Below are 24,000 nucleotides of genomic sequence, written 5' to 3' on the forward strand. Positions count from 1 at the left end.
TCCTCACCGCTCGATCAGCGCAATGCGCTTGTTGTACCAGTTCATCAGCAGGGAAATGCTGATACTGATCGCCAGGTACACGCTCATGGTGATGGCAATGACTTCGATCGCCTGACCGGTCTGGTTGAGCACGGTGCCGGCGAACAGCGAAACCATTTCCGGATAACCGATACCGGCGGCCAGCGACGAGTTCTTCGCCAGGTTCAGGTATTGGCTGGTCAGCGGCGGAATGATCACTCGCAGGGCTTGCGGAATGATCACCTTGCGCAGGGTCGGGCCGTTGCGCAGGCCGAGCGAACGCGCCGCTTCGGTCTGGCCATGGCTGACCGACTTGATCCCCGAACGGACGATTTCCGCGATGAACGCGGCGGTGTACACGGTCAGCGCCAGGGTCAACGCGAGCAGTTCCGGGATCAGCACCCAGCCACCGACGAAGTTGAAGCCCTTGAGTTGCGGCATTTCCCAATGCAGCGGCGCGCCGAAGATCAGTGCGCACAGGGTCGGGAGCACCAGCAGGATCGCCACGCCGGTCCAGAATTTGTGGAACGGTACGCCGGTGTCTTCAAAACGCTTGTTGGCCCAGCGGCACATCAGCACGATGGCGACGATGGCCAGCACCACACTGATGACGAACGCCCAGAAGCCGTCAGCCATTTGCGCGGCCGGCATGTTCAGGCCCCGGCTGCTGACGAAGAAGGTGTCGCCGAAGTTATGGCTGTTACGCGGTCCCGGCATGGTCAGGAACACCGCGAAGTACCAGAACAGGATCTGCAGCAGCGGCGGAATGTTGCGGAACACTTCCACATACACGGTCGCCAGTTTGCTGATGATCCAGTTCGGCGACAGCCGCGCCACACCGATGATGAAGCCCAGCAGGGTCGCCAGGATCACGCCGATGACGGTCACCAGAAGGGTGTTGAGCAAACCGATCACGAACACCCGGGCGTAGCTGTCCGCTTCGGTGTAGGAAATCAGGTGTTGAGCGATGCCGAACCCGGCACTGCGCTCCAGAAAGCCGAAACCGGAAGTGATGCCCCGGTGCTGCAGGTTGGTCTGGGTGTTGTCGAACAGATACCAGCCCATGGCGACCACCGCCACGACGGTGATGATCTGAAACAGCCACGCACGCACTCGCGGATCGCTGAGGCTGAACCTCTGCTTTGGTGCGCCGATTGAATTTTGCATGAAGTGCCCCGGAAGAAATGGAACAGAACATCACCCGGCGGTTGGCCCGCCGGGTGATAGAACCATTAGCGCACTGGTGGTGCGTACTGAATGCCGCCGTTGGTCCACAGCGCGTTCAGGCCACGGTCGATTTCCAGCGGAGTGCTCTTGCCGAGGTTTTTCTCGAAGATTTCACCGTAGTTACCGACCTGCGAAACGATTTTCACAACCCAGTCCTTCGGCAGTTTCAGGTCCTTGCCGTATTCACCGTCAGCACCCAGCAGACGAGCGACGTCCGGGTTCTTGGTGGATTTGGCTTCTTCCAATACGTTTTTCGACGTCACGCCGGCTTCTTCAGCGTTCAGCAGCGCATAGCCAACCCAGCGAACGATCGCCAGCCACTCGTCGTCGCCGTTACGCACGACCGGGCCCAGCGGTTCTTTGGAGATGGTTTCCGGCAGTACCACGTAGTCTTTTGGCGAAGCCAGTTTGCTGCGCTGTGCGTACAACTGCGACTTGTCGGAGGTCAGCACGTCGCAACGACCGGATTCCAGCGACTTGGCGCTTTCATCGGAGGTGTCGAAAGTGATCGGGGTGTACTTCAGGCCGTTGGCACGGAAGTAGTCGGACACGTTCAGTTCGGTGGTGGTACCGGCCTGGATGCAGATGGTTGCACCGTCCAGTTCCTTGGCACTTTTCACGCCCAGCTTGTTGTTGGCCAGGAAGCCCACGCCGTCGTAGTAAGTGATGAAGCCCGGGAATTTCAGGCCCATGCCGGCGTCACGCGAGCTGGTCATGGTGGTGTTGCGCGAGAGCAGGTCGATTTCGCCGGACTGCAGCGCGGTGAAGCGCTCCTTGGCGTTCAACTGGCTGAACTTGACCTTGTTGGCGTCGCCGAATACCGCAGCAGCCACAGCGCGGCAAACGTCAGCGTCGATCCCGAGGATCTTGCCCGAAGCGTCCGGCACCGAGAAACCCGGCAGACCGTCGCTCACGCCACATTGCACGAAACCTTTCTTCTGCACGGCATCCAGGGTTGCACCCGCCTGAGCGAACCCGCTGACGCCGAGTACTGCTGCAGCAGTCACGACCGCCAGAGTGGATTTCAACATCTTCATTCAAACCTCCAGTTTTGCTCTTGTTGTGTCGGAGCTTGAGTCCAGTCGCACCCTTTTGAGGCGTTGTTGACCCGTGTTGGCTTTTTTTGGGGTCAACCGACGTAAGACCTTCGCTATGAGTCTAGTAGGAGAAAATCCACATCATGGACAACTCACTTCTCACCAGTCGGCCGAACGGGCTGTAGCCCTTTCACGTTCGCTTTGCCCGTAGCGGCCATTGGCGAACATCCATCACCGGATTCTTTGCAATCCCGTCGCAAGTCGTACACTGATAGTGTTACCGCAAGGCGTAGGACGCGTCGTACAGATTCCTCCATAGCAAAGCCCGTACCACACCGCTTGCTGAAGCGATTGTGCGACAGGTCAAGAGCAAAACTTGTAGCCTTGCGACATCTTGTTAACTGATCGACCGGGCGCGCACGCAAATCACGCACTTATTGAGAGCGCCCGCACATTTTTGGAGCAGCCATGACCGAGCCCCTGATTCTTGAACCCGTAAAGCCCGCAGACGCCTGCGTTATCTGGCTGCACGGCCTCGGCGCTGACCGCTATGACTTCCTGCCGGTCGCCGAAGCGCTGCAGGAAAGCCTGCTGACGACCCGCTTCGTCTTGCCGCAAGCGCCGACCCTGCCCGTCACCATCAATGGCGGTTACGCGATGCCGAGCTGGTACGACATAAAGGCCATGAGCCCGGCGCGGTCGATTGACCGTGAGCAGTTGGAAGCGTCAGCGGATCGCATCATTGAATTGATCGAAAAGGAGCGCGCCAGCGGAATAGACGCTTCGCGGATTTTTCTCGCCGGGTTTTCCCAGGGCGGCGCCGTGGTGCTGCACACCGCTTATATAAAGTGGCAAGGTCCTTTGGGTGGCGTACTTGCCCTCTCCACCTATGCCCCGACCTTTACCGACGAGATGGAGCTTTCCGCCAGTCAGCAGCGCATTCCCGCGCTGTGCCTGCACGGCCAGTTCGATAACGTGGTGCAGAACGCCATGGGCCGCAGTGCTTACGAGCATTTAAACAAGCATGGTGTCACCGTGACATGGCAGGAATACCCAATGGAGCACGAAGTGTTACCCGAAGAAATTCGCGACATCGGCGTCTGGCTGAGTGAGCGCCTGCGCTGATTCGGCCGCTTGCCGGACCGCTTTGATCATCCCACTACGCCGCGCCCGTTTCTTGCATTACACTGGCCGGCGTACATTCCTTAACCAATTGATGAGATGACCGTGCTCGAAGCACTCAAGAAAATGTTCGGTAAAAGCGAGGCTGAGCAGCTCGCGCCAGTTCCCAGTGCGCCGTCGCACGCCCCCGGCCCTCGCAGCGATGCGCCCAAGGTTGAACGTCCGGCACCGGTAGCGACACCCGAGCCCGAGCCGCAACCCGCTATCGCCGCCGAACCGGTCCGCGCCGAAGCAGCGAAACCGGCCAGACCGCGCCGCGAACCGAAGCCCAAGGCACCGGTCATTCCCTGGAAACTCGAAGACTTCGTCGTCGAACCCCAGGAAGGCAAGACCCGCTTCCACGATTTCAAACTTGCTCCGGAACTGATGCACGCCATCCAGGATCTGGGCTTTCCATACTGCACACCGATCCAGGCGCAGGTGCTGGGTTTCACCCTCGCCGGTAAAGACGCCATCGGCCGCGCGCAGACCGGCACCGGCAAGACCGCCGCGTTCCTGATCTCGATCATCACTCAGCTGTTGCAGACGCCACCGCCGAAAGAACGCTACATGGGCGAACCCCGTGCGCTGATCATCGCGCCAACCCGTGAGCTGGTGGTGCAGATCGCCAAGGACGCTGCCGACCTGACCAAGTACACCGGCCTCAACGTGATGACGTTCGTTGGCGGCATGGACTTCGACAAACAGCTCAAGCACCTTGAAGCGCGCCACTGCGACATTCTCGTCGCCACCCCGGGCCGGCTGCTCGACTTCAACCAGCGCGGCGACGTGCACCTGGACATGGTCGAAGTGATGGTGCTGGACGAAGCCGACCGCATGCTCGACATGGGTTTCATCCCGCAAGTGCGGCAGATCATTCGCCAGACCCCGCCGAAAAGCGAACGCCAGACCCTGCTGTTCTCCGCGACCTTCACCGAAGACGTGATGAACCTGGCCAAGCAATGGACCACCGATCCGGCGATCGTCGAAATCGAAATCACCAACGTGGCCAACGAAAACGTCGAGCAGCACATCTATGCGGTGGCCGCGGCTGACAAATACAAACTGCTCTACAACCTGGTCAACGATAACGGCTGGGAGCGCGTGATCGTCTTCGCCAACCGCAAGGACGAAGTGCGCCGCATCGAAGAACGCCTGGTGCGCGACGGCATCAACGCCGCGCAGCTGTCCGGCGACGTGCCGCAGCACAAGCGCATCAAGACCCTGGAAGGCTTCCGCGAAGGCAAGATCCGCGTACTGGTGGCCACCGATGTCGCCGGTCGCGGCATCCACATCGACGGCATCAGCCACGTGATCAACTTCACCCTGCCGGAAGTCCCGGACGACTACGTGCACCGCATCGGCCGTACCGGTCGCGCGGGCGCTGACGGCGTGTCGATCAGCTTCGCCGGCGAAGACGACTCCTACCAGTTGCCGTCGATCGAAGAAAAACTCGGTCGCAAGATCAGTTGCGAAACACCGCCGACGCACCTGTTGCGCGCAGTGGAACGCAAGCGTCCGCAGCCGCAGTAAGCGACCTGTAACGCCAAAAGCGCAGCCGGCAACGGACTGCGCTTTTTTTGTCCGGCGTTTTCAACAGGCGCTTGCGAGAGACAACTAAAAGTCCATAATAGACAAATTAGTTTATATCCAGACCGCGGAGCCTGACATGTCCAGTACACCCTACGTGATCGACCACACCCAGGCCCGCGAGCTGCTGGCGCGCATCGACGTGCCGCAGATCCTGCGCAAACTGTTCCGCGACCTCGCCGCCGGCCACGCCGTGCAACCGGCGCAGCAATTGGTGGAGTTTCCACAGGGCGCCGGCGACTTCATCAATTATCTGGGGGTGCTGGCCGAGGACGGCGTGTACGGGGTCAAGACCTCGCCCTACATCGTCCGCGAGCAAGGGCCACTGGTGACGGCGTGGACGCTGCTGATGTCGATGCACAGCGGCCAGCCGTTGCTGTTGTGCGATGCCGGCGAGCTGACCACGGCGCGTACCGCCGCGACCACGGCGGTGGCGGTCGATGCCCTCGCCCCGCTGAATGCCACTCGACTGGCGATCATCGGCAGCGGCAAGGTCGCTCAGGCGCATCTGCATTACGTGAAAGGCCTGCGCGACTGGCAGAACATCAGCGTGTATTCGCCGAGTCTGTCTGAGGATGCGCACACCCAGGCACTGCTGAAAGAAATTTTCCCGGGGCTGAAGACTGCCGACAGCCGCGAAACCGCCCTCGACGATGCGGACGTGATCATGCTCTGCACCTCGTCCGCCGGGCCGGTGATCGAACCCGCAGCGTTGGCCAAACCGGCGCTGATCACCTCGATCAGCACCAACGCGCCACGCGCCCATGAGGTGCCGCCGCAGAGCCTGGGCGACATGCGGGTGTTCTGCGACTATCGTCTGACCACGCCGGGGTCGGCCGGTGAAATGTTGATCGCCGGTGAACAACATGGCTGGAGCAAGGACTTGATCGTCGGCGACCTCGCCGACCTGCTCAGCGAGAAAGTGCCGCGCCCCGGTTACGACCGTCACGTATTTTTCCGTTCAATCGGCCTGGGCCTGGAAGACATTGCGCTGGCCAATGCGGTTTATCACTTGACCAACTAACACCACAAATCCCCTGTAGGAGTGAGCCTGCTCGCGATAGCGGTATATCAGTCAACGATAATGTTGAATGTAAAAGCGCTATCGCGAGCAGGCTCACTCCTACAGGAGATCGCGAACTCCTTGATATTGCGTAAACACCGGAGACCTTTCATGAGCCAGGCAGATTTCATCATCATCGGCGGCGGGATTGCCGGCGCTTCCACCGGGTTCTGGCTGTCGCCCCACGCCAAAGTGATCGTGCTCGAACGTGAATCGCATCCGGCCTACCACTCCACCGGACGCTCTGCCGCGTTGTACTCCGCGGCCTACGGCACGCCGCAGGTGCGAGCATTGACGCTGGCCAGTCGTGAGTTTTTCGACCATCCGCCGAGCGGCTTCTGCGAGCATCCATTGCTCACGCCGCGCGGTGAAATGACCGTGGATTTCAGCGGTGATGCCGCCGAGCTGCACAACCAGTACCTCAGCGCCAAGGCCACGGTGCCGGAAATGCAACTGCTCAGCGCCGACGAAGCCTGCGCCCGTCTGCCGATTTTGCGTCGAGAAAAAGTCCACGGCGCGATCTACGATCCGACCGCCACCGACATCGACACCGACGCGGTACATCAGGGTTACCTGCGCGGTATCCGCCGCAACAACGGCGAAGTGCACACCGATTGCGAGGTGCTGGGCCTGACACGTGACGCCGATGGCCTCTGGCAGGTGCAAACCAACGGCCAGACCTTCAGCGCTCCGGTCATCATCAACGCCGCCGGCGCCTGGGCCGACAAGATCGGCGCACTGGCTGGCGCACAAGCGCTGGGCCTGCAACCGAAACGCCGCGCGGCGTTCATTTTCGCCGGCCCCGAGGGCGTGGACATTCATCACTGGCCGATGCTGGTCAGCCTCGACGAATCGTTCTACATGAAGCCCGACGCCGGGATGTTCCTCGGCTCGCCGGCCAACGCCGACCCGGTCGAACCGCATGACGTGCAGCCGGAGGAGCTGGACATCGCCATGGGCATCTACCAGATCGAAGAGGCCACGACCCTGACCATCCGCCGCCCGACCCGCACCTGGGCCGGACTGCGCAGCTTCGTCGCCGACGGCGATCTGCTCAGCGGTTTCGATCCACAGGTACCAGGGTTGTTCTGGGTCGCGGCCCAGGGCGGTTACGGCATTCAGACTTCACCGGCCATGGGCCAGGCCAGTGCGGCATTGGTGCGTGGGCAGGCGTTGCCTGAACACCTGCGTCAGTTCGGCCTGAGCAGCGCCATGCTCTCCCCCTCACGGCTGCGCTGAAGGCCCCTGCGGATGACGCGCCCAACGGATTGCGGCACACTCGCAGCGCCCCCGTGCACGGGGGCGCTGACGCCGCCTGGAGCTCCACAATCATGACCGCCCCCGAATTCGATCCGGCCCTGGATAACTTCCGTGCCATCGCCGACGCCATCGCCACGCTGTTCTTTCCCCACGCCGAAGTGGTGCTGCACGACCTGCGCACGCAGAAGGTCGATTACATCGCCAACAACCTGTCCAAGCGCGAGATAGGTGACGATTCGTCGCTTGAAGACATGCTCAGCGAGGAGGTCAGTGAGCGCAACATCGGTCCGTACGAAAAGCTCAATTGGGATGGCCAGAAGATTCGCAGCCTGAGCACCGTGCTGCGCGACCGCGACGAGCGGCCGCTGGCGGTGCTGTGCATCAACCTGAATATTTCGCTGTTCGAGAATGCCAAGGCTGCGCTGGACCTGTTCCTGTCGCCAAGCAAACTGATCCCGCAGCCGGATTCACTGTTTCGCGATGACTGGCAGGAACGCATCAACACCTTCCTCCACGCCTGGCTGCGCGAGCGGCAGTTGAGCCTGAATCTGCTGACCCGCGATCACAAGCGCGAACTGGTACTGGCCCTGCACGCCGAAGGCGCGTTCAAGGGCAAGAGTGCCTCGAACTATGTGGCCAATGTGCTGAACATGGGGCGGGCGACGGTGTACAAGCATTTGAAGGAATTGAAGGGCTGAAAATCTGCATTGGCAGTTCCGGCCCCATCGCGAGCAGGCTCACTCCTACAGTTGGAATGCGTTCCCCTGTAGGAGTGAGCCTGCTCGCGATAGCGGACTATCAGTCGCCGTAGATGTCGGACTTGAAGTACTTCTGGGAAATCGTCTGATACTCGCCACTCGCACGAATCCCGTCGATGGCCGTGTTCAACTCGCTGACCAACTCGGTATTGCCCTTGCGCACCGCAATCCCCGCGCCCTCGCCCACGTACTTCGGATCCTTCAGCTCCGGCCCGACAAACGCATAACCCTTGCCGCGCGGCATCGACAGGAAATCATTCAACGGAATGGTGTCGGCGAAAATCGCGTCGAGCCGCCCGGCCGCCAGGTCCATGTAGATTTCTTCGTTATTGCCGTAGCGCTTGACGTTGATGCCCTTGGGTTCGAACACCTCGGTGGCATAACGGTCGGTGGTGGTGGCGCGCTGCACGCCGACGTTCTTGCCCTTGAGGCTGGCGTACTGGTCGTCGACCGTGGCGCCGTCCTTCATCACCAGTCGCGAGGAAGTGAAGTAGTACTTGTGGGTGAAATCCACCGACCTCTTGCGGTCTTCGTTGATGGTCATCGACGACAAGGCCATGTCGATTTTCTTCACTTTCAACGAAGGAATCAGACCATCGAACTCACCCTCGACCCACACACACTTGACCTTCATCTGCGCACACAGGGCGTTGCCGATGTCGTAGTCGAAACCGACGATCTCGCCCTTGTCGGTCTTCGAGGCGAACGGTGGATAAGCGGCCTCGATGCCGATGCGCAAGGTTTTCTCGGCAGCGAATGAGCTGGTGCACGCCAACAGGCTCAGGGCCAGACCGGTGATCAGGGGGAGTTTCTTCATGTTCGTTTTCTCGCGGGTTGTTGTTGGTTTGGCAAGACAGAAGAAAAAGCTGAAACGGTTTTTTGTACTTGTAAATCCATACTGGACTTTTATGTACAAACCGTCAATCGGGCAGGCAGTCAGGATATTTTTGTGTGGCGAATGACGCCATCGCGAGCAGGCTCACTCCTACAGGGGAACGCATTCCAACTGTAGGAGTGAGCCTGCTCGCGATGACTGACTTGAGGACGACGCGGGTTTTACTTCTTCCAGCGATCTGCAGCGGCATGATCACTGTCACGCCCTTCCACCCAGCGCGGGCCGTTGCTGGTGGTTTCTTTCTTCCAGAACGGCGCGCGGGTTTTCAGGTAGTCCATGACAAAGGCGCAGGCGTCGAACGCCGCCTGGCGATGGGCACTGGCCGCACCGACAAACACGATCGGCTCGCCCGGTTCCAGCGCGCCGATGCGGTGCAGCACTTCGAGCTTCAGCAGCGGCCAGCGCTGTTCGGCCTCGACGGCGATCTTGCCAAGGGCTTTTTCGGTCATGCCCGGATAATGTTCAAGGAACATCCCGGCCACATCCAGCCCGTCATTGAAGTCGCGCACGTAGCCGACAAAACTCACCACCGCGCCGACACCGACATTCGCCGCGTGCATCGCGTTGACTTCAGCGCCGGGATCGAACGCCGTGGACTGCACCCGAATCGCCATGCCTCAGCCTCCGGTCACAGTGGGGAAAAACGCCACTTCGTCGCCGTCGCTCACCGGCTCGTCGAGCTGACACAGATCTTCGTTGCGTGCGCACATCAGGTTCTGTTCGCTCAACACCTCGGCGCCATCGCGTTGCGCGAGCAGCGCACGCACATCGTCGACGGTGGCGAAATCGCCTTCAACCGCGACCGAGTCCACACCCAGCGCTTCACGGTAACGGGCGAAAAATTTCACGGTCAGGTTCATGGCTGCTCCGCCTGGAAATGCCCGCTCTTGCCGCCGACCTTCTCCAGCAGACGCACGCTTTCGATGACCATGCCGCGGTCCACCGCTTTGCACATGTCGTAAATGGTCAGCGCGGCGACGCTGGCAGCGGTCAGCGCTTCCATCTCGACGCCGGTCTGCCCGGACAGTTTGCAGCGCGCGACGATGCGCACGCTGTCGTCACCCTCAGCGCTGAGTTCGACCTTGACCCCGGTCAGCATCAGCGGATGGCACAGCGGGATCAGATCGCTGGTTTTCTTCGCTGCCTGAATGCCGGCAATGCGCGCCACGGCAAACACGTCGCCCTTGGGATGGCCGCCGCTGACGATCATCTGCAGGGTTTCAGGGAGCATGCGCACCAGCGCCTGGGCGGTCGCCTCACGGAACGTCACGGCTTTTTCGGTGACGTCGACCATGTTGGCGCGACCTTGGGAATCGAGATGAGTCAGCACGGGATTACTCCTGATCAGGAGCCGGGATTGTAAACCTGTGGGTCAAATTTCCGCATCACTGATTATGAATTCACCACTATCCCCTGTGGGAGCGGGCTTGCTCGCGAAAGCGGTGTATCAGGCACACATTTGGTGGCTGACACACCGCTTTCGCGAGCAAGCCCGCTCCCACATTGGGTGATGTGTTCATCCATAAAAAACGGGCGGCTGTCAGGCCGCCCGTTTTCTGATGGAGGGTTACAGATGCGATTCGGCGTATTCGGCCAGAATCGAGCGTGGCACCCCTTGCAGGGTGATGTGCACACCGTTGGGGAAATCCTTGAAGCGTTCGGTCAAGTACGTCAGCCCGGAGCTGGTCGCGGACAGGTAAGGGGTGTCGATCTGTGCCAGGTTGCCCAGGCACACCACTTTGGAACCGGCGCCAGCCCGGGTGATGATGGTTTTCATCTGGTGCGGCGTGAGGTTCTGACATTCGTCGATCAGGATCAGGCTCTGCTGGAAGCTGCGACCGCGAATGTAGTTGAGCGATTTGAACTGCAACGGCACTTTGCTGAGGATGTAGTCGACGCTGCCATGGGTGTTTTCGTCATCCATGTGCAAGGCTTCGAGGTTGTCGGTGATGGCGCCCAGCCAAGGCTCCATTTTTTCCGCTTCGGTGCCCGGCAGGAAGCCGATTTCCTGGTCCAGGCCCTGCACGCTGCGGGTTGCGATGATCCGGCGATAGCGCTTGCTGACCATGGTCTGCTCGATGGCCGCGGCCAGCGCCAGGATGGTTTTACCGGAACCGGCGGCACCCGACAGGTTGACCAGGTGAATGTCCGGATCCAGCAACGCATACAGCGCCAGGCTCTGGTAGATGTCACGTGGCTTGAGGCCCCAGGCTTCCTGATGCAGCAGCGGTTCCTGGTGCAGGTCGAGGATCAGCAGCCTGTCTTCCTGGATTTCCTTGATCCAGCCGACAAAGCCTTGTTCGTCAATGATGAACTCGTTGATGTGCACCGCCGGCAGGTTGTCGATCAGCTGTACCTGATGCCAGGTGCGGCCGTGATCCTGACGGGTTTCGACCTTGCTCACGCGGTCCCAGAAGGAGCCGGTCATGTTGTGGTAGCCGTTGGGCAGCAGGGACACGTCATCGACCAGTTGGTCGGTGCTGTAGTCCTCGGCCGCGATCCCGCAGGCGCGCGCCTTGAGGCGCATGTTGATGTCTTTGGTAACCAGCACCACGGCCTTCTTCGGATCACGGGTGTGCAGGTCGATCAGTTGGTTGATGATTTTGTTGTCGTTCAGATGCTCGGGCAGAATCAGGTTCGACTCGGCCTGTTTGCTCATCAGAATTGACAGCAAGCCCTTCGCCCCCCCCTTGCCGCGCTGAATCGGCACACCCAGCTCGACGTCCTCGGGGGAGGCATCGCCCAGGGTCTTGTCGATCAGCCGGATCGCCTGGCGGCATTCGGCAGCAACGCTGTGATGGCCGCTCTTGAGCTTGTCCAGCTCTTCGAGCACGGTCATCGGGATCGCGACGTGGTGTTCTTCGAAATTCAGCAGGGCATTTGGATCGTGAATCAATACGTTGGTATCGAGTACATAAAGGATTGGCTGGTTGGAAGAAGGGCTACGTCCGTGATCATCCATACTCGGTCACCTTTGTGGGAGCCATTCGACGCAATACCTGGGCGGTGCTGCGCCTCGAAGTGACTGCCGAACTCATCCACGAGGGCCTGGATGAACTGCACACAAAAGGAGTCTTGGAAGACGCCACCTGTGTTGCAGGTTTCGGCGGTCTGTCTTCGTAATACTCCAAAACCCATGACATAAAAAAGCACTTTGACGGTTTTTTTAAGTTTATTTTGCAGAGTGACGAAAAGCCCTTGGCGGACCGTCCAGACCCCGCTAAAGTCGGAAGTCCGCCTGCATCGAATTCTCTAGAAAAATCGCCCCAAGCCCAATGTTTCCGGGCTTTCTCCGTTTGTCAGCGAAACCCGTCCTGACAGTCCTCAAAGCCGATGCCGCTTTGCGCAGTTTGCGTGATCAGCCACGGCAACGCGGTCTTCACCGCATCCTGTTTCATGTTGAAATTGATCACCCCGTGGCGCCACAGCAGCATCAGGGTCAACACCCGCTGCGCGCTCGGCGCGCCCTTGAGCTTGCCTGCACCGTCCTGGGCATCGATGTCCCACAGCGCCACTTGCAGGCCCTGGTTGCGGAAGAAGCTGCCGGCATCACTGCGGCGCTGACCTTCCGGTGGACGGAACAGCGGTACGTAATTCTCCGGCAACTTGTTCTTTACCAGATCGCTGCTGCGGCGCACCGAGTCCTGCCAGTCCTGCCAGTGGCTGTGGGAGCGGAACTCCCAGCCCTGAACACCGACGCATTGCTTCGAGAACTCCGATTGCAGGTTGCTCACCGAGCGATCGGCCAGCCGCGCCTGCACATCCTTGCCCAACAGGAAGAACGTGCCGCTGAGGTTGGATTTGCGCAGGTAGTCGGCGATCCAGTCGGTGTTATCCGGCTGCAGATTGGCGGCGCTGTCGAAACTCAGCAGAAACAGCCGATCGTGCATCTCGTCGCCGTTGCGCTCGTAGTCGCCGAAGTGATCGACTTCGCTGCTGGTCTGCGGCGACAGCGCGGCCTTGCGCATCAGCTCGTCCAGGTACTGCAGATGGAACAAGCGGCTCGGCTCGGCCCACTTGGTGTAATAGCTGTCGTCGCTGACCACGAACTTGGCGGCCTGCTCGCGCAGGGTCGGCAGGTCTTCGACGAGGAAGCAGAACGAGGCGTCCTGATCGCAGCTCTGCTGGGCGAAGTTGTAGTTGGCCAACAGACGTTCCCAGAGCCGCTGGCGCAGGCGGCTGATCGCGTCGACATTGACCGTGCGCAGCCCAAGGCGCTGGGCCAGCGCGGCCTCGTCCAGCGCCTCGGTGCCGAGCAGGCCCCGGGCGAACATGAGGATTTCCGCGCGCGAGGCGACGTCGAACAGCGTCGGGCTGCTCAGTTGTTCGGGCCAGGTGCTGCGATCCAGCGTCGCCACATCACCCGGTGCCGCCATGGCCCCGAAGCTCAACAGCCACGCGGTGAATAAAAGAACAATACGCAAAGGGGTGTCTCCATAACCAAACCCGCGCGGCACTATAGCTGATCCCGCGCGATTCCCCTCAGCCACTCCGATTCCCTGTGGGAGGGGGCTTGCTCCCGAATGCGGTGTGTCATTCAGCAAATATGGCGACTGACACGGCCTCTTCGGGAGCAAGCCCCCTCCCACAGGGAAATGTGGCGAGCCGTCGATCACCTATGGGCTTGATAGCTGGAGTCAACTCGGCCAACCCCCTAGAATCGCCCCCACGATTAAAGGAGACGACTTCATGCTGATGGTGATTTCCCCCGCCAAGACCCTCGATTACGAAACACCGCCGGCGACCCAGCGCTTCACCCAGCCGCAATACCTCGACCACTCCCAGGAGCTGATCCAGCAACTGCGCGAACTGAGTCCGGCACAGATCAGCGAACTGATGCACGTGTCCGACAAGATCGGCGGCCTGAATGCCGCGCGTTTCGGCAGCTGGACGCCCGCCTTCACCCCGGAAAACGCCAAGCAGGCCCTGCTCGCGTTCAAGGGTGACGTGTACACCGGCCTCGATGCGCAATCGTTCAGCGAAGCCCAGTTCGACTATGCGCAAAAGCACCTGCGCATGCTCTCCGGCCTCTATGGCCTGTTGCGTCCGCTGGATTTGATGCAACCGTATCGTCTGGAAATGGGCACCAAACTGGCCAATGCCCGTGGCAAGGATCTGTACGCGTTCTGGGGCACGCGCATCAGCGAATGGCTCAACGAAGCGCTGGCCGAGCAAGGCGACGACGTGCTGCTGAACCTGGCGTCCAACGAGTACTTCTCGGCAGTCAAGCGCAGTGCCCTGAACGCGCGGATCATCAATACCGAGTTCAAGGATCTGAAGAACGGCCAGTACAAGATCATCAGCTTCTACGCGAAAAAGGCCCGTGGCCTGATGAGCCGTTTCGTGATTCAGGAGCAGATCAACGATCCGGCCGCCCTGAAACAGTTCGATGTGCAGGGTTATCGCTACAGCGCCGAGCAGTCGAAACCGGACAATCTGGTGTTTCTGCGCGACCACGCTCCGGAATAAAGCATGCCCATTGCACGACTCTTTCCATAAAGAGTCGTGCAGCTCGCACGACGTCAAAAATCCCTCGCCACATTTCGCCGTTTTATTGGCGCCATAAAATCGTTCTCCCCGATTCTAATTTTAGTTTCACTCGACAGCCGCACTTTTTTTCAGTAGTGGCACGTAAATTTTTTTACGGTAGTGGCACAAAACTATCTAGCTCGATTACGCACCGATTAACAAAGGCCCAAATCGAAAGTGCTATCAAATTGAGACCAGTGCCATCTTTGTCAATATTTCAAAAAATTTCAGATTTCGCGATGAGTGGGTAGGAACTATGTCCAAATGCATAGCTCATACCACCGGTAACGATTCTCACCGAGTTTGTACGAGATAACTTACGCAGAGCGGAGAACCATGTAACCAAGTTGTCACAGCAACTTGCCTAGATGGTTCACTCATCTGATCAACTAACGATGGATAGGTGAAACGCACCATAAACATCCTCTACACGGCCAAGGCTGCGCCCCTGTAAACGTGCTCGCCTGAGCACCCAACCGCTTGATCTACGGGCCTTACGCCCGACATCAGGTGGACTAGACACATGCACAAGCATCTTCCAAAAAGAAGATCAGCTGCATAACAGGGCAAGTCATAACAACTAAGGCCTAGTTGCGCACATCTTGAGTGCACTTATTTAGACACTCGGAACTTAGTATGCCTGCACACGGCATTGTGGCGCCTGTTTGCCGCACCTTCGAGTGCACTATGACCGCTGAACACCATTAACTCCGGCCATCTAATGGCTTGATAAAACACAGAGGTAATTGCGATGCGCATCAGCATATTTGGTTTGGGTTACGTTGGCGCAGTGTGTGCCGGTTGCCTGTCTGCACGGGGCCACGACGTGGTTGGCGTCGATGTTGCCAAAGACAAGATCGACATGATCAACGCCGGCAAATCGCCGATTGTTGAACCGGGTCTGGGCGAACTGTTGGCGCAAGGTATCGAGACCGGTCGTCTGCGCGGTACGACCAACTTCGCCGAGGCGATTCGTGACACCGACCTGTCGATGATCTGCGTCGGTACGCCGAGCAAGAAGAACGGCGACCTGGAACTGAACTACATCGAAGCGGTATGCCGCGAGATCGGTTTCGTGCTGCGGGAAAAAACCACCCGCCACACCATCGTGGTGCGCAGCACCGTGCTGCCGGGCACCGTCGCCAATGTGGTGATCCCGATCCTCGAAGACTGCTCGGGCAAAAAGGCCGGCGTCGACTTCGGCGTGGCGGTCAACCCGGAGTTCCTGCGTGAATCCACCGCGATCAAGGACTACGACCTGCCACCGATGACCGTCATCGGCGAGTTCGACAAAGCCTCGGGCGACGTTCTGCAATCGCTGTACGAAGAACTCGACGCGCCGATCATCCGCAAGGACATCGCTGTCGCCGAAATGATCAAGTACACCTGCAACGTCTGGCACGCGACCAAGGTCACCTTCGCCAACGAGATCGGCAACATCGCCAAAGCGGTTGGCGTCGATGGTCGTGAAGTGATGGACGTGGTCTGCCAGGACAAGACCCTCAACCTGTCCCAGTACTACATGCGCCCGGGCTTCGCCTTCGGCGGTTCGTGCCTGCCGAAAGACGTGCGCGCCCTGACCTACCGTGCCGGTTCGCTGGACGTCGAAGCGCCGCTGCTCAACTCGCTGATGCGCAGCAACGAATCGCAAGTGCAGAACGCCTTCGACATCGTTGAAAGCCACGACAAACGCAAAGTCGCCCTGCTCGGCCTGAGTTTCAAGGCCGGTACCGATGACCTGCGCGAAAGTCCGCTGGTGGAACTGGCCGAGATGCTGATCGGCAAGGGCTACGACCTGAGCATCTACGACAGCAACGTCGAGTACGCCCGTGTTCACGGCGCGAACAAGGACTACATCGAGTCGAAGATCCCGCACGTGTCGTCCCTGCTCAATTCGGACTTCGATTCGGTGATCGACAACTCCGACGTGATCATCCTCGGCAACCGCGACGAGAAATTCCGCGCGCTGGCTCAGGAAGCACCGCAAGGCAAACAGGTCATCGACCTGGTCGGCTTCATGGCCAAAGCCACCAACGCCGGTACTCGCACCGAAGGTATCTGCTGGTAAGTCAGCCTTCCGGCCGGGGGATTTGAACCCCCGGCCGGTTCTTCGCCTGCCTTAACCCCATCGGGCCACCCGACAGGCTCGCCCGAGATAGAGACGGATGCAGATTATGCACAGGCTAAAGCACGGCCTACTTCAGGCCGCCGGTTGGCTGTTTTACCTCAGTTTGTTGTTGGGCCTGGCCTTGATGCTGCCCACGTCCACATTCGACTCCGAGTCGAAGGACTTCATTTTCCTGATTGGCGCCGTGGGTATCTGGCGCTACTCGATGGGTGCAACGCACTTTGTGCGCGGCATGATTTTTCTCTACATCGTCTACCCGCATCTGCGCCGCAAAGTGCGCAAGCTGGGTAAAGCGGCGGACCCGTCGCATGTGTTTCTGATGGTCACCAGTTTCCGTATCGACGCGCTGACCACCGCGCAGGTCTACAGCTCGGTGATCCGCGAAGCGATCGACTGCGAACTGCCGACCACCGTGGTCTGCTCGATCGTCGAAATGTCCGATGAGCTGCTGGTGAAAGCGCTGTGGGCGCGGATGAATCCGCCAGAACGCGTGAAGCTCGACTTCGTGCGCATTCCCGGCACCGGCAAACGTGATGGCCTGGCCTACGGTTTCCGCGCGATCTCCCGTCACCTGCCAGACGACCGCGCCGTAGTGGCGGTGATCGACGGCGACACCGTGCTCGGCGAAGGCACCGTGCGCAAGACCGTGCCGTGGTTCCAGCTGTTCGGCAACGTCGGTGGCCTGACCACCAACGAATTCTGCGAAGTGCGCGGCGGCTACATCATGAGCGAATGGCACAAGCTGCGTTTCGCCCAGCGTCACATCAACATGTGCTCGATGGCCCTGTCCAAGCGCGTGCTGACCATGACCGGGCGCATGTCGGTATTCCGCGCCACCGTGGTCACCGATCCGGAATTCATCGCCGACGTCGAAAGCGACTCGCTGCAACACTGGCGCCTGGGCCGTTTCAAGTTTCTCACCGGCGACGACAAGTCGAGCTGGTTCAGCCTGATGCGCCTGGGTTACGACACCTTTTACGTGCCGGACGCCGCGATCAACACGGTTGAGCATCCGCCGGAAAAGAGCTTCATCAAGGCCAGCCGCAAACTGATGTTCCGCTGGTACGGCAACAACCTGCGCCAGAACTCGCGAGCGCTGGGCCTGGGTGTGAAACGCCTCGGCGCTTTCACCTCGGTGGTGCTGTTCGACCAGCGCGTATCGATGTGGACGTCCTTGCTCGGCCTGACCGTGGCGATCATCGCCAGCTTCAAGTACGGCGGCGCGTTCATCCTCGCCTACCTGCTGTGGATCGGCATCACCCGCCTGATTCTGACCTTGCTGCTGTCGTGCTCCGGTCACCGGATCGGCCCGGCTTACCCGGCGATTCTCTATTACAACCAGATCGTCGGTGCGCTGGTGAAGATCTACGTGTTCTTCCGCCTCGACCAGCAATCCTGGACGCGCCAACCCACTTCCCTGACCCGTGATCTCGCCAGCTTTCAACGTTGGTTCAACACCTGGTCGTCTCGGACCATGACCTTCTCCGCCGGCAGCATTTTCGTCGCCGTGCTGCTGATGATGGTCTGACCGCCCCCTTATTGAATTAACAAGGAAATCGCCCCTATGAATACCGCCGTCAACGCCAACGTAGTGCATGAATCCGAAGCCCAGCGTCAGCACGCCCGAGTGAAAATCCCGGCCAAACTGCGCTTTTTCGGCCACGACCGGACGCCGCTCGAAGCGCGGGTCCTCGACCTGTCCGCCGGTGGTCTGGCGTTCAACGCCGGGCAGATGCCGCTGACCGTGGGTGAGGTGCACAAGGCACGCCTGCAATTCGTCATCGACAACCTCGGCCTGGCCATGGACGTCGAGCTGCAGATCCGCTCCTACGACCGCCAGACCGGCCGCGCCGGTTGCCAGTTCCAGAACCTTGAGCCGCAGGACATTTCCACTCTGCGCCACCTGATCACTTCGCACCTGGCCGGCGACATCGTCAGCATGGGTGAAGTGCTGGCGACCCTGCAGCGCGACAACTTCACCAAGGCGCGCAAGGTCAACGACGGCGGCAGCGGCATGACCCCGTTCGGGCGTCTGAAAGCCGTGACCTTCAGCGCCGGCATCTTCGCCATTGGCCTGGTGGCGTTCGGTTTCGTCTTCAAGTCGGTGTACGGCATGTACTTCGTCAGCCATGCGCAAGCAGGTCTGGTCAGCGTACCGGGAATGAACATCACCATGCCGCGTGACGGCACCGTGCAGAGTCTGGTCAAGTCCGACGGCGTCGCCGCCAAAGGCGCCCCGCTGGCGACCTTCAGCACCAGCATGCTCGACGTGCTCAAGGGTCATCTGGACGAAGACCAGTTGCAACCGGCCAAAGTTGAAGAACTGTTCGGCAAGCAAATGACCGGCACCCTGACTTCGCCGTGCGATTGCACCGTGGCCCAGCAACTGGTGGCGGACGGTCAGTACGCGAGCAAGGGCGATGTGATCTTCACCCTGGTGCCGCGCAACACCCAGGCCACCGTCGATGCACGCTTCTCCTATCGCCAGTTCGGCGACGTGCGCCCAGGTACGCCAGTGAGCTTCCAGATCGCCGGCGAAGACCAGACCCGCACCGGCAAGATCGTCAGCAGCACCAGCCTGAAAAGCGCCGACCTGTCCTCCGACATCCGCGTGCAGATCCAGCCGGACGAACCGCTGGACAGCAGCTTCGCCGGCCGCCCGGTGGAAGTGAACAGCGACCGTGGCCCGAACCTGAACTGGCTGATCGACAAAGCCATGGCTGCCGGTCTTTAAGTCGAGGACATGCCTGTGACGATTCCTACTCTTTTGAACACGCCGCAGCCCTTGTGGGAGCGGGCTTGCTCGCGAATGCGGTTCAACATTCAAAATCAGTGTGGGCTGACACACCGCCTTCGCGAGCAAGCCCGCTCCCACATGGGGCCACTATGCGCAGTTGCATTGGCCGTCAGTCTGGCCGGTTGCGCCGGCCTGCCCGACCAGCGTCTGGCCAACGAAGCGCTCAAGCGTGGCGACACCGCCACCGCCGCGCAGAACTACCGCGCACTGGCAGATCTGGGCTACAGCGAGGCGCAAGTCGGTCTCGCCGATATCCAGGTCGACAGCCGCGACCCCGAGCAGATCAAGCAGGCCGAGGCGACCTATCGTGCCGCCGCCGACGTGTCGCCACGGGCCCAGGCCCGTCTCGGTCGCCTGCTGGTAGCCAAACCGGGTTCGACCGAAGCCGAGCACCACGAAGCCGAAAGTCTGCTGAAAAAAGCAGGCGCCAATGGCGAAGGCAATACGTTGATCCCGCTGGCGATGCTCTACCTGCAATTTCCGCACAGCTTCCCGAATATCAACGCGCAGCAACAGATCGATCAGTGGCGCAAATCCGGTTACCCGGAAGCGGGTCTGGCGCAGGTGCTGCTGTATCGCACTCAAGGCACTTACGACCAGCATCTGGATGACGTGGAAAAGATCTGCAAAGCCGCGCTCAACACCACCGACATCTGCTACGTCGAACTGGCCACGGTCTATCAGAAACATGCCCAGCCTGAGCAACAGGCCGAGCTGATCAAGCAGATGCAGGCCGGTTACCGCCGTGGCAGCGTCAGCGCGCAGCGCGTCGATTCGGTGGCCCGCGTGCTGGCCGATGCGACCCTCGGCAAGACCGACGAGAAGACCGCGCAGTCGCTGCTCGAACCGATCGCCCCGGGCTACCCGGCATCGTGGGTGACCCTCGCGCAATTGCTGTACGACTTCCCGGAACTGGGCGATGTCGATCAGATGATGCAGTACCTCGACAACGGCCGCGCCGCCGACCAGCCGCGCGCCGAACTGTTGCTGGGCAAGCTCTACTACGAAGGCAAACTGGTGCCGGCCGACGCCAAAGTCGCCGAAGAACACTTCCAGAAAGCCGTCGGCCGCGAAGTCGCCGCCGACTACTACCTCGGCCAGATCTATCGCCGTGGTTACCTGGGCAAGGTCTACCCGCAGAAGGCTCTCGACCACCTGCTGACCGCGGCGCGCAACGGCCAGAACAGCGCCGATTTCGCCATCGCCCAACTGTTTTCCCAAGGCAAGGGCACCAAACCCGACCCGCTCAACGCCTATGTCTTCAGCCAACTGGCCAAGGCGCAGAACACTCCGCAAGCCGATGAACTGGCGACCACCCTCGCAGCGCAATTGCCGCCCGAGCGTCTGGCCGAAGCCCAGCGCCTGCTGCAACAGGAACAGGCCAGCCGTGGCGCCCTGAACCAGAACACGCTGCAACTGCACGCCCTGCAAGAAGAAGACGGCGAGGAAGCCCTATGAAGTTGAATCCCTTTGTGAAGGCCGGCATTGGCCTCACGTTTGCGCTGATCTGGTCTTGCCCGACACTGGCCGCGATCACTGAAACCAAGAACTTCGGCCTGGAAGTGAAAATCACCGGCCAGTCCGAAGACGACCGCGACCTCGGCACCGCACCCGGTGGCGACGTCAACGGTGTGGGCCTCGACCTGCGTCCATGGATCTACGGCGAAAGCGGCGCGTGGAGCGCCTACGCCATGGGCCAGGCCGTGACCTCGACCGACATCATCGAAACCGACACCCTGCAGCAAGCCGACGGTGCCGAAACCACTGATAACAGTGATCGCAAGACCAAGAAGAACTACCTGGCGATGCGCGAATTCTGGGTCGGCTACAGCGGCCTGACGCCGTATCCCGGCGAAATGCTCAAGCTCGGTCGCCAGCGCCTGCGCAATGACGACGGGCAATGGCGTGACACCAACATCGAAGCGCTGAACTGGACCTTCGACACCACCCTGTTGCGCGCCAACGTCGGTGTCGCCGAACGCTTCAGCGAATACCGCACCGACCTCAAAGAGCTGGCGCCAAAAGACAAGGATCGCCTGCACGCCTACGCCGATGCCGCTTACCAGTGGACCCCGGGCAACTGGGTCGGCATTCGCGGCCACCACACCCACGATGACGGCAAGCTCGATTACGCCGAACCAGGCGTACCCCGCGACACCCTCGACAAAACCCAGAACGGCGACATCAGCTGGCTCGGCCTGACCGCAGACAGCGACGCCTACAACTGGCGCAACACCAACACCGTCAACTACTGGGGCAGCATCACCGGCATGAGCGGCGACCTCGATTCGGTCAACCCGCTGAACGCCGATGGCAGCCGTCCGGCGCAAGCCAAGCGCAGTGATGACATCAACGGCTGGGCCACCGACCTTGGCGTGCGTCTGCGCCTCGACCCGCAGTGGCAGGTCGGTGCGGCCTACGCCCGCGCCAGCGCCGATTACCAACAGAACGGTCTGGAAAGCAACCGCTCCAACTACACCGGTACCCGCTCGCGCGTGCACCGTTTCGGCGAAGCGTTCCGTGGCGAAATGAACAACATGCAGACCGCCACCCTGTTCGGTTCGTGGATGCTCAACGACCAGTACGACGCCAGCCTGATCTACCACAAGTTCTGGCGCGTGGACGGCAACAAGCCGGTGGGCAGCAACGGCATCAACGCCGTGGAAAACAACACCGACGACGTCACCGGCGCGATCCTCTCCAGCACCTCGCTGCCGCTGCAGGATGGCAACAAGGACCTGGGTCAGGAAATGGACCTGGTCGTGACCAAGTACTTCAAGCAGGGCCTGTTGCCGGCGGCGTTGAGCCAGTCGATCGACGAACCTTCGGCGCTGGTGCGTTTCCGTGGCGGCGTGTTCAAGCCCGGTGATGCCTATGGCAGCCAGGTCGATTCGTACATGCACCGCGCGTTCATCGACGTGATCTGGCGCTTCTGATGCAAACCGCCAAGGGAGTGCCCGACATGCACCATGCAAGGAAAGGCTCGCTCAGCCTGTTGGCCGGCGCCATGCTGCTGGCCTCCGCTGGCGCGTTCGCCACGGTGGAACCGGCCAAGCCTGTGACCACCACCAAAGAGCTGCAACAAGCCAAGACCTACACCGTCAGCAGCGCGCCGACCGAGGCGCTGGAACTGGCCAAGCCGACACTGCCCGACCTGTCCGGCTTCACCGCCGAGGCGGCTGCCGCGAAGATCAATCGCAGCAAACCGGGCAAGATCAGCGTGCGCCGGATGATGCAGGAAGACGCGCTGAAGGACTTCATCGGCGGCGACAACAAGATGGCCGAGTGGGTGGTGCGTCAGCACGGTATCCCGCAGGCAATCTTCGTCGACGACGGTTACCTGAACCTCAAGGATCTGGCGCAGAAACTGCCCAAGCAGTATTTCAGCGAGACCGCGCCGGGCGTGTACCTGGCGAAGCTGCCGATCGTGGTCGGCCGCAAAGGTATCCTCGAAATCGACGGCCAGACCCAGGAGTTGCGCCTGTCGCAGGAGGCCGGTTCGTTCCTGGTCAACGACGGTCAGCTGTTCGTGCGTGACACCAAAGTCACCGGCTGGCGCGAGAAGGACAACGGCCCGGCGACCTTCCGTTCGCCGAAGGAATTCCGTCCGTTCCTGCTGGCCTGGGGCGGCACCGAGACCTATATCGTCAACAGCAAGATGGCCAGTTTCGGCTACGCCAACAGTAAGTCGTACGGGGTGAGTATTTCCCAGTACACGCCGAACATGGCCAAGGTGCTCAAGCGTCCCGAGCCGACCGGCTGGATCGTCGGCTCCGAGTTCTCCGACATGTGGTACGGCTTCTACTGCTACGAGACCCGCGACTTCGTGGTCAAGGGCAACACCTACAAGGACAACATCGTCTACGGCATCGACCCGCACGACCGTTCCCACGGCCTGATCATTGCCGAGAACACCGTCCACGGCACGAAGAAGAAGCACGGCATCATCATTTCCCGTGAAGTGAACGACAGCTTCATCTTCAACAACAAGAGCTACGACAACCACCTCTCGGGCCTGGTGATCGACCGTAACAGCGTCAACAACATCATCGCCTACAACGAGATCTACAAGAACCACACGGACGGCATCACGCTTTACGAGTCCGCCGACAACCTGCTGTGGGGCAACAAGGTCATCAGCAACAAGCGTCACGGCATCCGCATTCGTAACAGCGTGAACATCCGCCTCTACGAAAACGTCGCCATGGCCAACGGTCTGACCGGCGTCTACGGCCACATCAAGGACCTGACCGACACCGACCGTGACATCAAGCTCGACCCGTTCGACGCGCAAGTCTCGCTGATCGTGGTCGGCGGTGAACTGGCGGCCAACGGCAGCGGCCCGATGGCCATCGACTCGCCGTTGAGCGTCGAGCTGTATCGCGTATCGATGCTGGCGCCGACCAAATCCAGCGGCATCAGCTTCAACGGCATCCTCGGCGAGCGCCAGGATGAAATTCTCGACCTGCTGGTGCGCCAGCAGAAAGCCGTGCTGATCGACCCTGTCGAACGCCAGACCGAAATGCGGGACTGAGGA

General features: G+C 60.5%; 20 protein-coding genes. 12 read left to right on the plus strand and 8 right to left on the minus strand.

Features of this window, described 5'->3' with window-relative positions; genetic code table 11:
• Positions 1–3 precede the first annotated feature (3 nt).
• Both LCH64_RS14550 and LCH64_RS14555 read right to left on the minus strand, forming a co-directional pair.
• The gene (locus LCH64_RS14550; RefSeq protein ID WP_103484922.1) at positions 4–1,185 is read right to left on the minus strand and encodes an amino acid ABC transporter permease; all 1,182 of its coding nucleotides are present in this window, start codon (positions 1,183–1,185) and stop codon (positions 4–6) included.
• Between the two features lie 65 nt (positions 1,186–1,250).
• The gene (locus LCH64_RS14555) at positions 1,251–2,282 is read right to left on the minus strand and encodes an amino acid ABC transporter substrate-binding protein (RefSeq protein WP_047292688.1); all 1,032 of its coding nucleotides are present in this window, start codon (positions 2,280–2,282) and stop codon (positions 1,251–1,253) included.
• Positions 2,283–2,750: 468 nt separating this feature from the next.
• Between LCH64_RS14555 and LCH64_RS14560 the strand changes: the two genes are divergently transcribed.
• The 5 genes from LCH64_RS14560 to LCH64_RS14580 all read left to right on the plus strand — a co-directional run bounded on the left by LCH64_RS14560 (position 2,751) and on the right by LCH64_RS14580 (position 8,054).
• Positions 2,751–3,407: an alpha/beta fold hydrolase gene (locus LCH64_RS14560; protein WP_226500588.1), complete on the plus strand. Its 657-nt coding sequence runs from the start codon at positions 2,751–2,753 to the stop codon at positions 3,405–3,407.
• 96 nt (positions 3,408–3,503) lie between these two features.
• A complete protein-coding gene (rhlB, locus tag LCH64_RS14565; protein WP_003221889.1) occupies positions 3,504–4,976 on the plus strand; it encodes an ATP-dependent RNA helicase RhlB in 1,473 nt (490 codons plus the stop codon).
• Positions 4,977–5,112: 136 nt separating this feature from the next.
• Positions 5,113–6,057 carry an ornithine cyclodeaminase family protein gene (locus tag LCH64_RS14570; RefSeq protein ID WP_226500589.1) on the plus strand — a complete coding sequence of 315 codons (945 nt, stop codon included), beginning with the start codon at positions 5,113–5,115 and terminating at the stop codon, positions 6,055–6,057.
• A gap of 150 nt (positions 6,058–6,207) precedes the next feature.
• Entirely contained in the window at positions 6,208–7,335 is a 1,128-nt protein-coding gene (locus tag LCH64_RS14575; protein ID WP_003221885.1) for an FAD-binding oxidoreductase, read from the plus strand.
• Between the two features lie 92 nt (positions 7,336–7,427).
• On the plus strand, positions 7,428–8,054 hold the full coding sequence (locus LCH64_RS14580) for a transcriptional regulator (protein ID WP_003221883.1): 627 nt from the start codon (positions 7,428–7,430) through the stop codon (positions 8,052–8,054).
• 100 nt (positions 8,055–8,154) lie between these two features.
• On the opposite strand, the gene LCH64_RS14585 is transcribed toward LCH64_RS14580, so the two are convergent.
• From LCH64_RS14585 to LCH64_RS14610, 6 genes are all read right to left on the minus strand, one after another.
• A complete protein-coding gene (locus LCH64_RS14585) occupies positions 8,155–8,931 on the minus strand; it encodes an ABC transporter substrate-binding protein (protein WP_226500590.1) in 777 nt (258 codons plus the stop codon).
• 239 nt (positions 8,932–9,170) lie between these two features.
• A complete protein-coding gene (gene moaE, locus LCH64_RS14590; RefSeq protein WP_226500591.1) occupies positions 9,171–9,623 on the minus strand; it encodes a molybdopterin synthase catalytic subunit MoaE in 453 nt (150 codons plus the stop codon).
• A gap of 3 nt (positions 9,624–9,626) precedes the next feature.
• Positions 9,627–9,869 carry a molybdopterin converting factor subunit 1 gene (gene moaD / locus LCH64_RS14595; protein ID WP_103521386.1) on the minus strand — a complete coding sequence of 81 codons (243 nt, stop codon included), beginning with the start codon at positions 9,867–9,869 and terminating at the stop codon, positions 9,627–9,629.
• Positions 9,866–10,339 (minus strand): cyclic pyranopterin monophosphate synthase MoaC, encoded by a 474-nt coding sequence (moaC, locus tag LCH64_RS14600; RefSeq protein ID WP_095138249.1) that lies wholly within the window; start codon positions 10,337–10,339, stop codon positions 9,866–9,868. Before moaC ends, moaD begins: the two co-directional genes overlap by 4 nt.
• Before the next feature lie 237 nt (positions 10,340–10,576).
• Positions 10,577–11,971, minus strand: coding sequence for a PhoH family protein (locus LCH64_RS14605; protein ID WP_226500592.1), 1,395 nt, complete (start codon positions 11,969–11,971; stop codon positions 10,577–10,579).
• Between the two features lie 337 nt (positions 11,972–12,308).
• Complete coding sequence (locus tag LCH64_RS14610; RefSeq protein WP_103484927.1) at positions 12,309–13,433, minus strand: polysaccharide deacetylase family protein; 1,125 nt, start codon at positions 13,431–13,433, stop codon at positions 12,309–12,311.
• Positions 13,434–13,698: 265 nt separating this feature from the next.
• On the opposite strand from LCH64_RS14610, the gene yaaA reads away from it, so the two are divergent.
• The 7 genes from yaaA (at position 13,699) to algG (ending at position 23,997) form a co-directional block, all read left to right on the plus strand.
• A complete protein-coding gene (yaaA, locus tag LCH64_RS14615) occupies positions 13,699–14,478 on the plus strand; it encodes a peroxide stress protein YaaA (RefSeq protein WP_003221868.1) in 780 nt (259 codons plus the stop codon).
• A gap of 811 nt (positions 14,479–15,289) precedes the next feature.
• Positions 15,290–16,606: a UDP-glucose/GDP-mannose dehydrogenase family protein gene (locus LCH64_RS14620; RefSeq protein WP_003221866.1), complete on the plus strand. Its 1,317-nt coding sequence runs from the start codon at positions 15,290–15,292 to the stop codon at positions 16,604–16,606.
• 103 nt (positions 16,607–16,709) lie between these two features.
• Entirely contained in the window at positions 16,710–18,194 is a 1,485-nt protein-coding gene (gene alg8 / locus LCH64_RS14625; RefSeq protein ID WP_177434733.1) for a mannuronan synthase, read from the plus strand.
• Positions 18,195–18,230: 36 nt separating this feature from the next.
• Positions 18,231–19,400 (plus strand): alginate biosynthesis protein Alg44, encoded by a 1,170-nt coding sequence (locus tag LCH64_RS14630; protein WP_226500593.1) that lies wholly within the window; start codon positions 18,231–18,233, stop codon positions 19,398–19,400.
• 15 nt (positions 19,401–19,415) lie between these two features.
• Complete coding sequence (gene algK, locus LCH64_RS14635) at positions 19,416–20,921, plus strand: alginate biosynthesis TPR repeat lipoprotein AlgK (protein WP_346269183.1); 1,506 nt, start codon at positions 19,416–19,418, stop codon at positions 20,919–20,921.
• A complete protein-coding gene (locus tag LCH64_RS14640; protein WP_003221858.1) occupies positions 20,918–22,399 on the plus strand; it encodes an alginate export family protein in 1,482 nt (493 codons plus the stop codon). The genes algK and LCH64_RS14640 overlap by 4 nt, the downstream gene beginning before the upstream one ends.
• Positions 22,400–22,425: 26 nt before the next feature.
• Complete coding sequence (algG, locus tag LCH64_RS14645; protein ID WP_103484933.1) at positions 22,426–23,997, plus strand: mannuronan 5-epimerase AlgG; 1,572 nt, start codon at positions 22,426–22,428, stop codon at positions 23,995–23,997.
• The last annotated feature ends 3 nt before the right edge of the window (positions 23,998–24,000 follow it).

This window comes from Pseudomonas sp. MWU16-30322 (assembly GCF_020515535.1).
Lineage (GTDB): Bacteria > Pseudomonadota > Gammaproteobacteria > Pseudomonadales > Pseudomonadaceae > Aquipseudomonas > Aquipseudomonas fluorescens_H.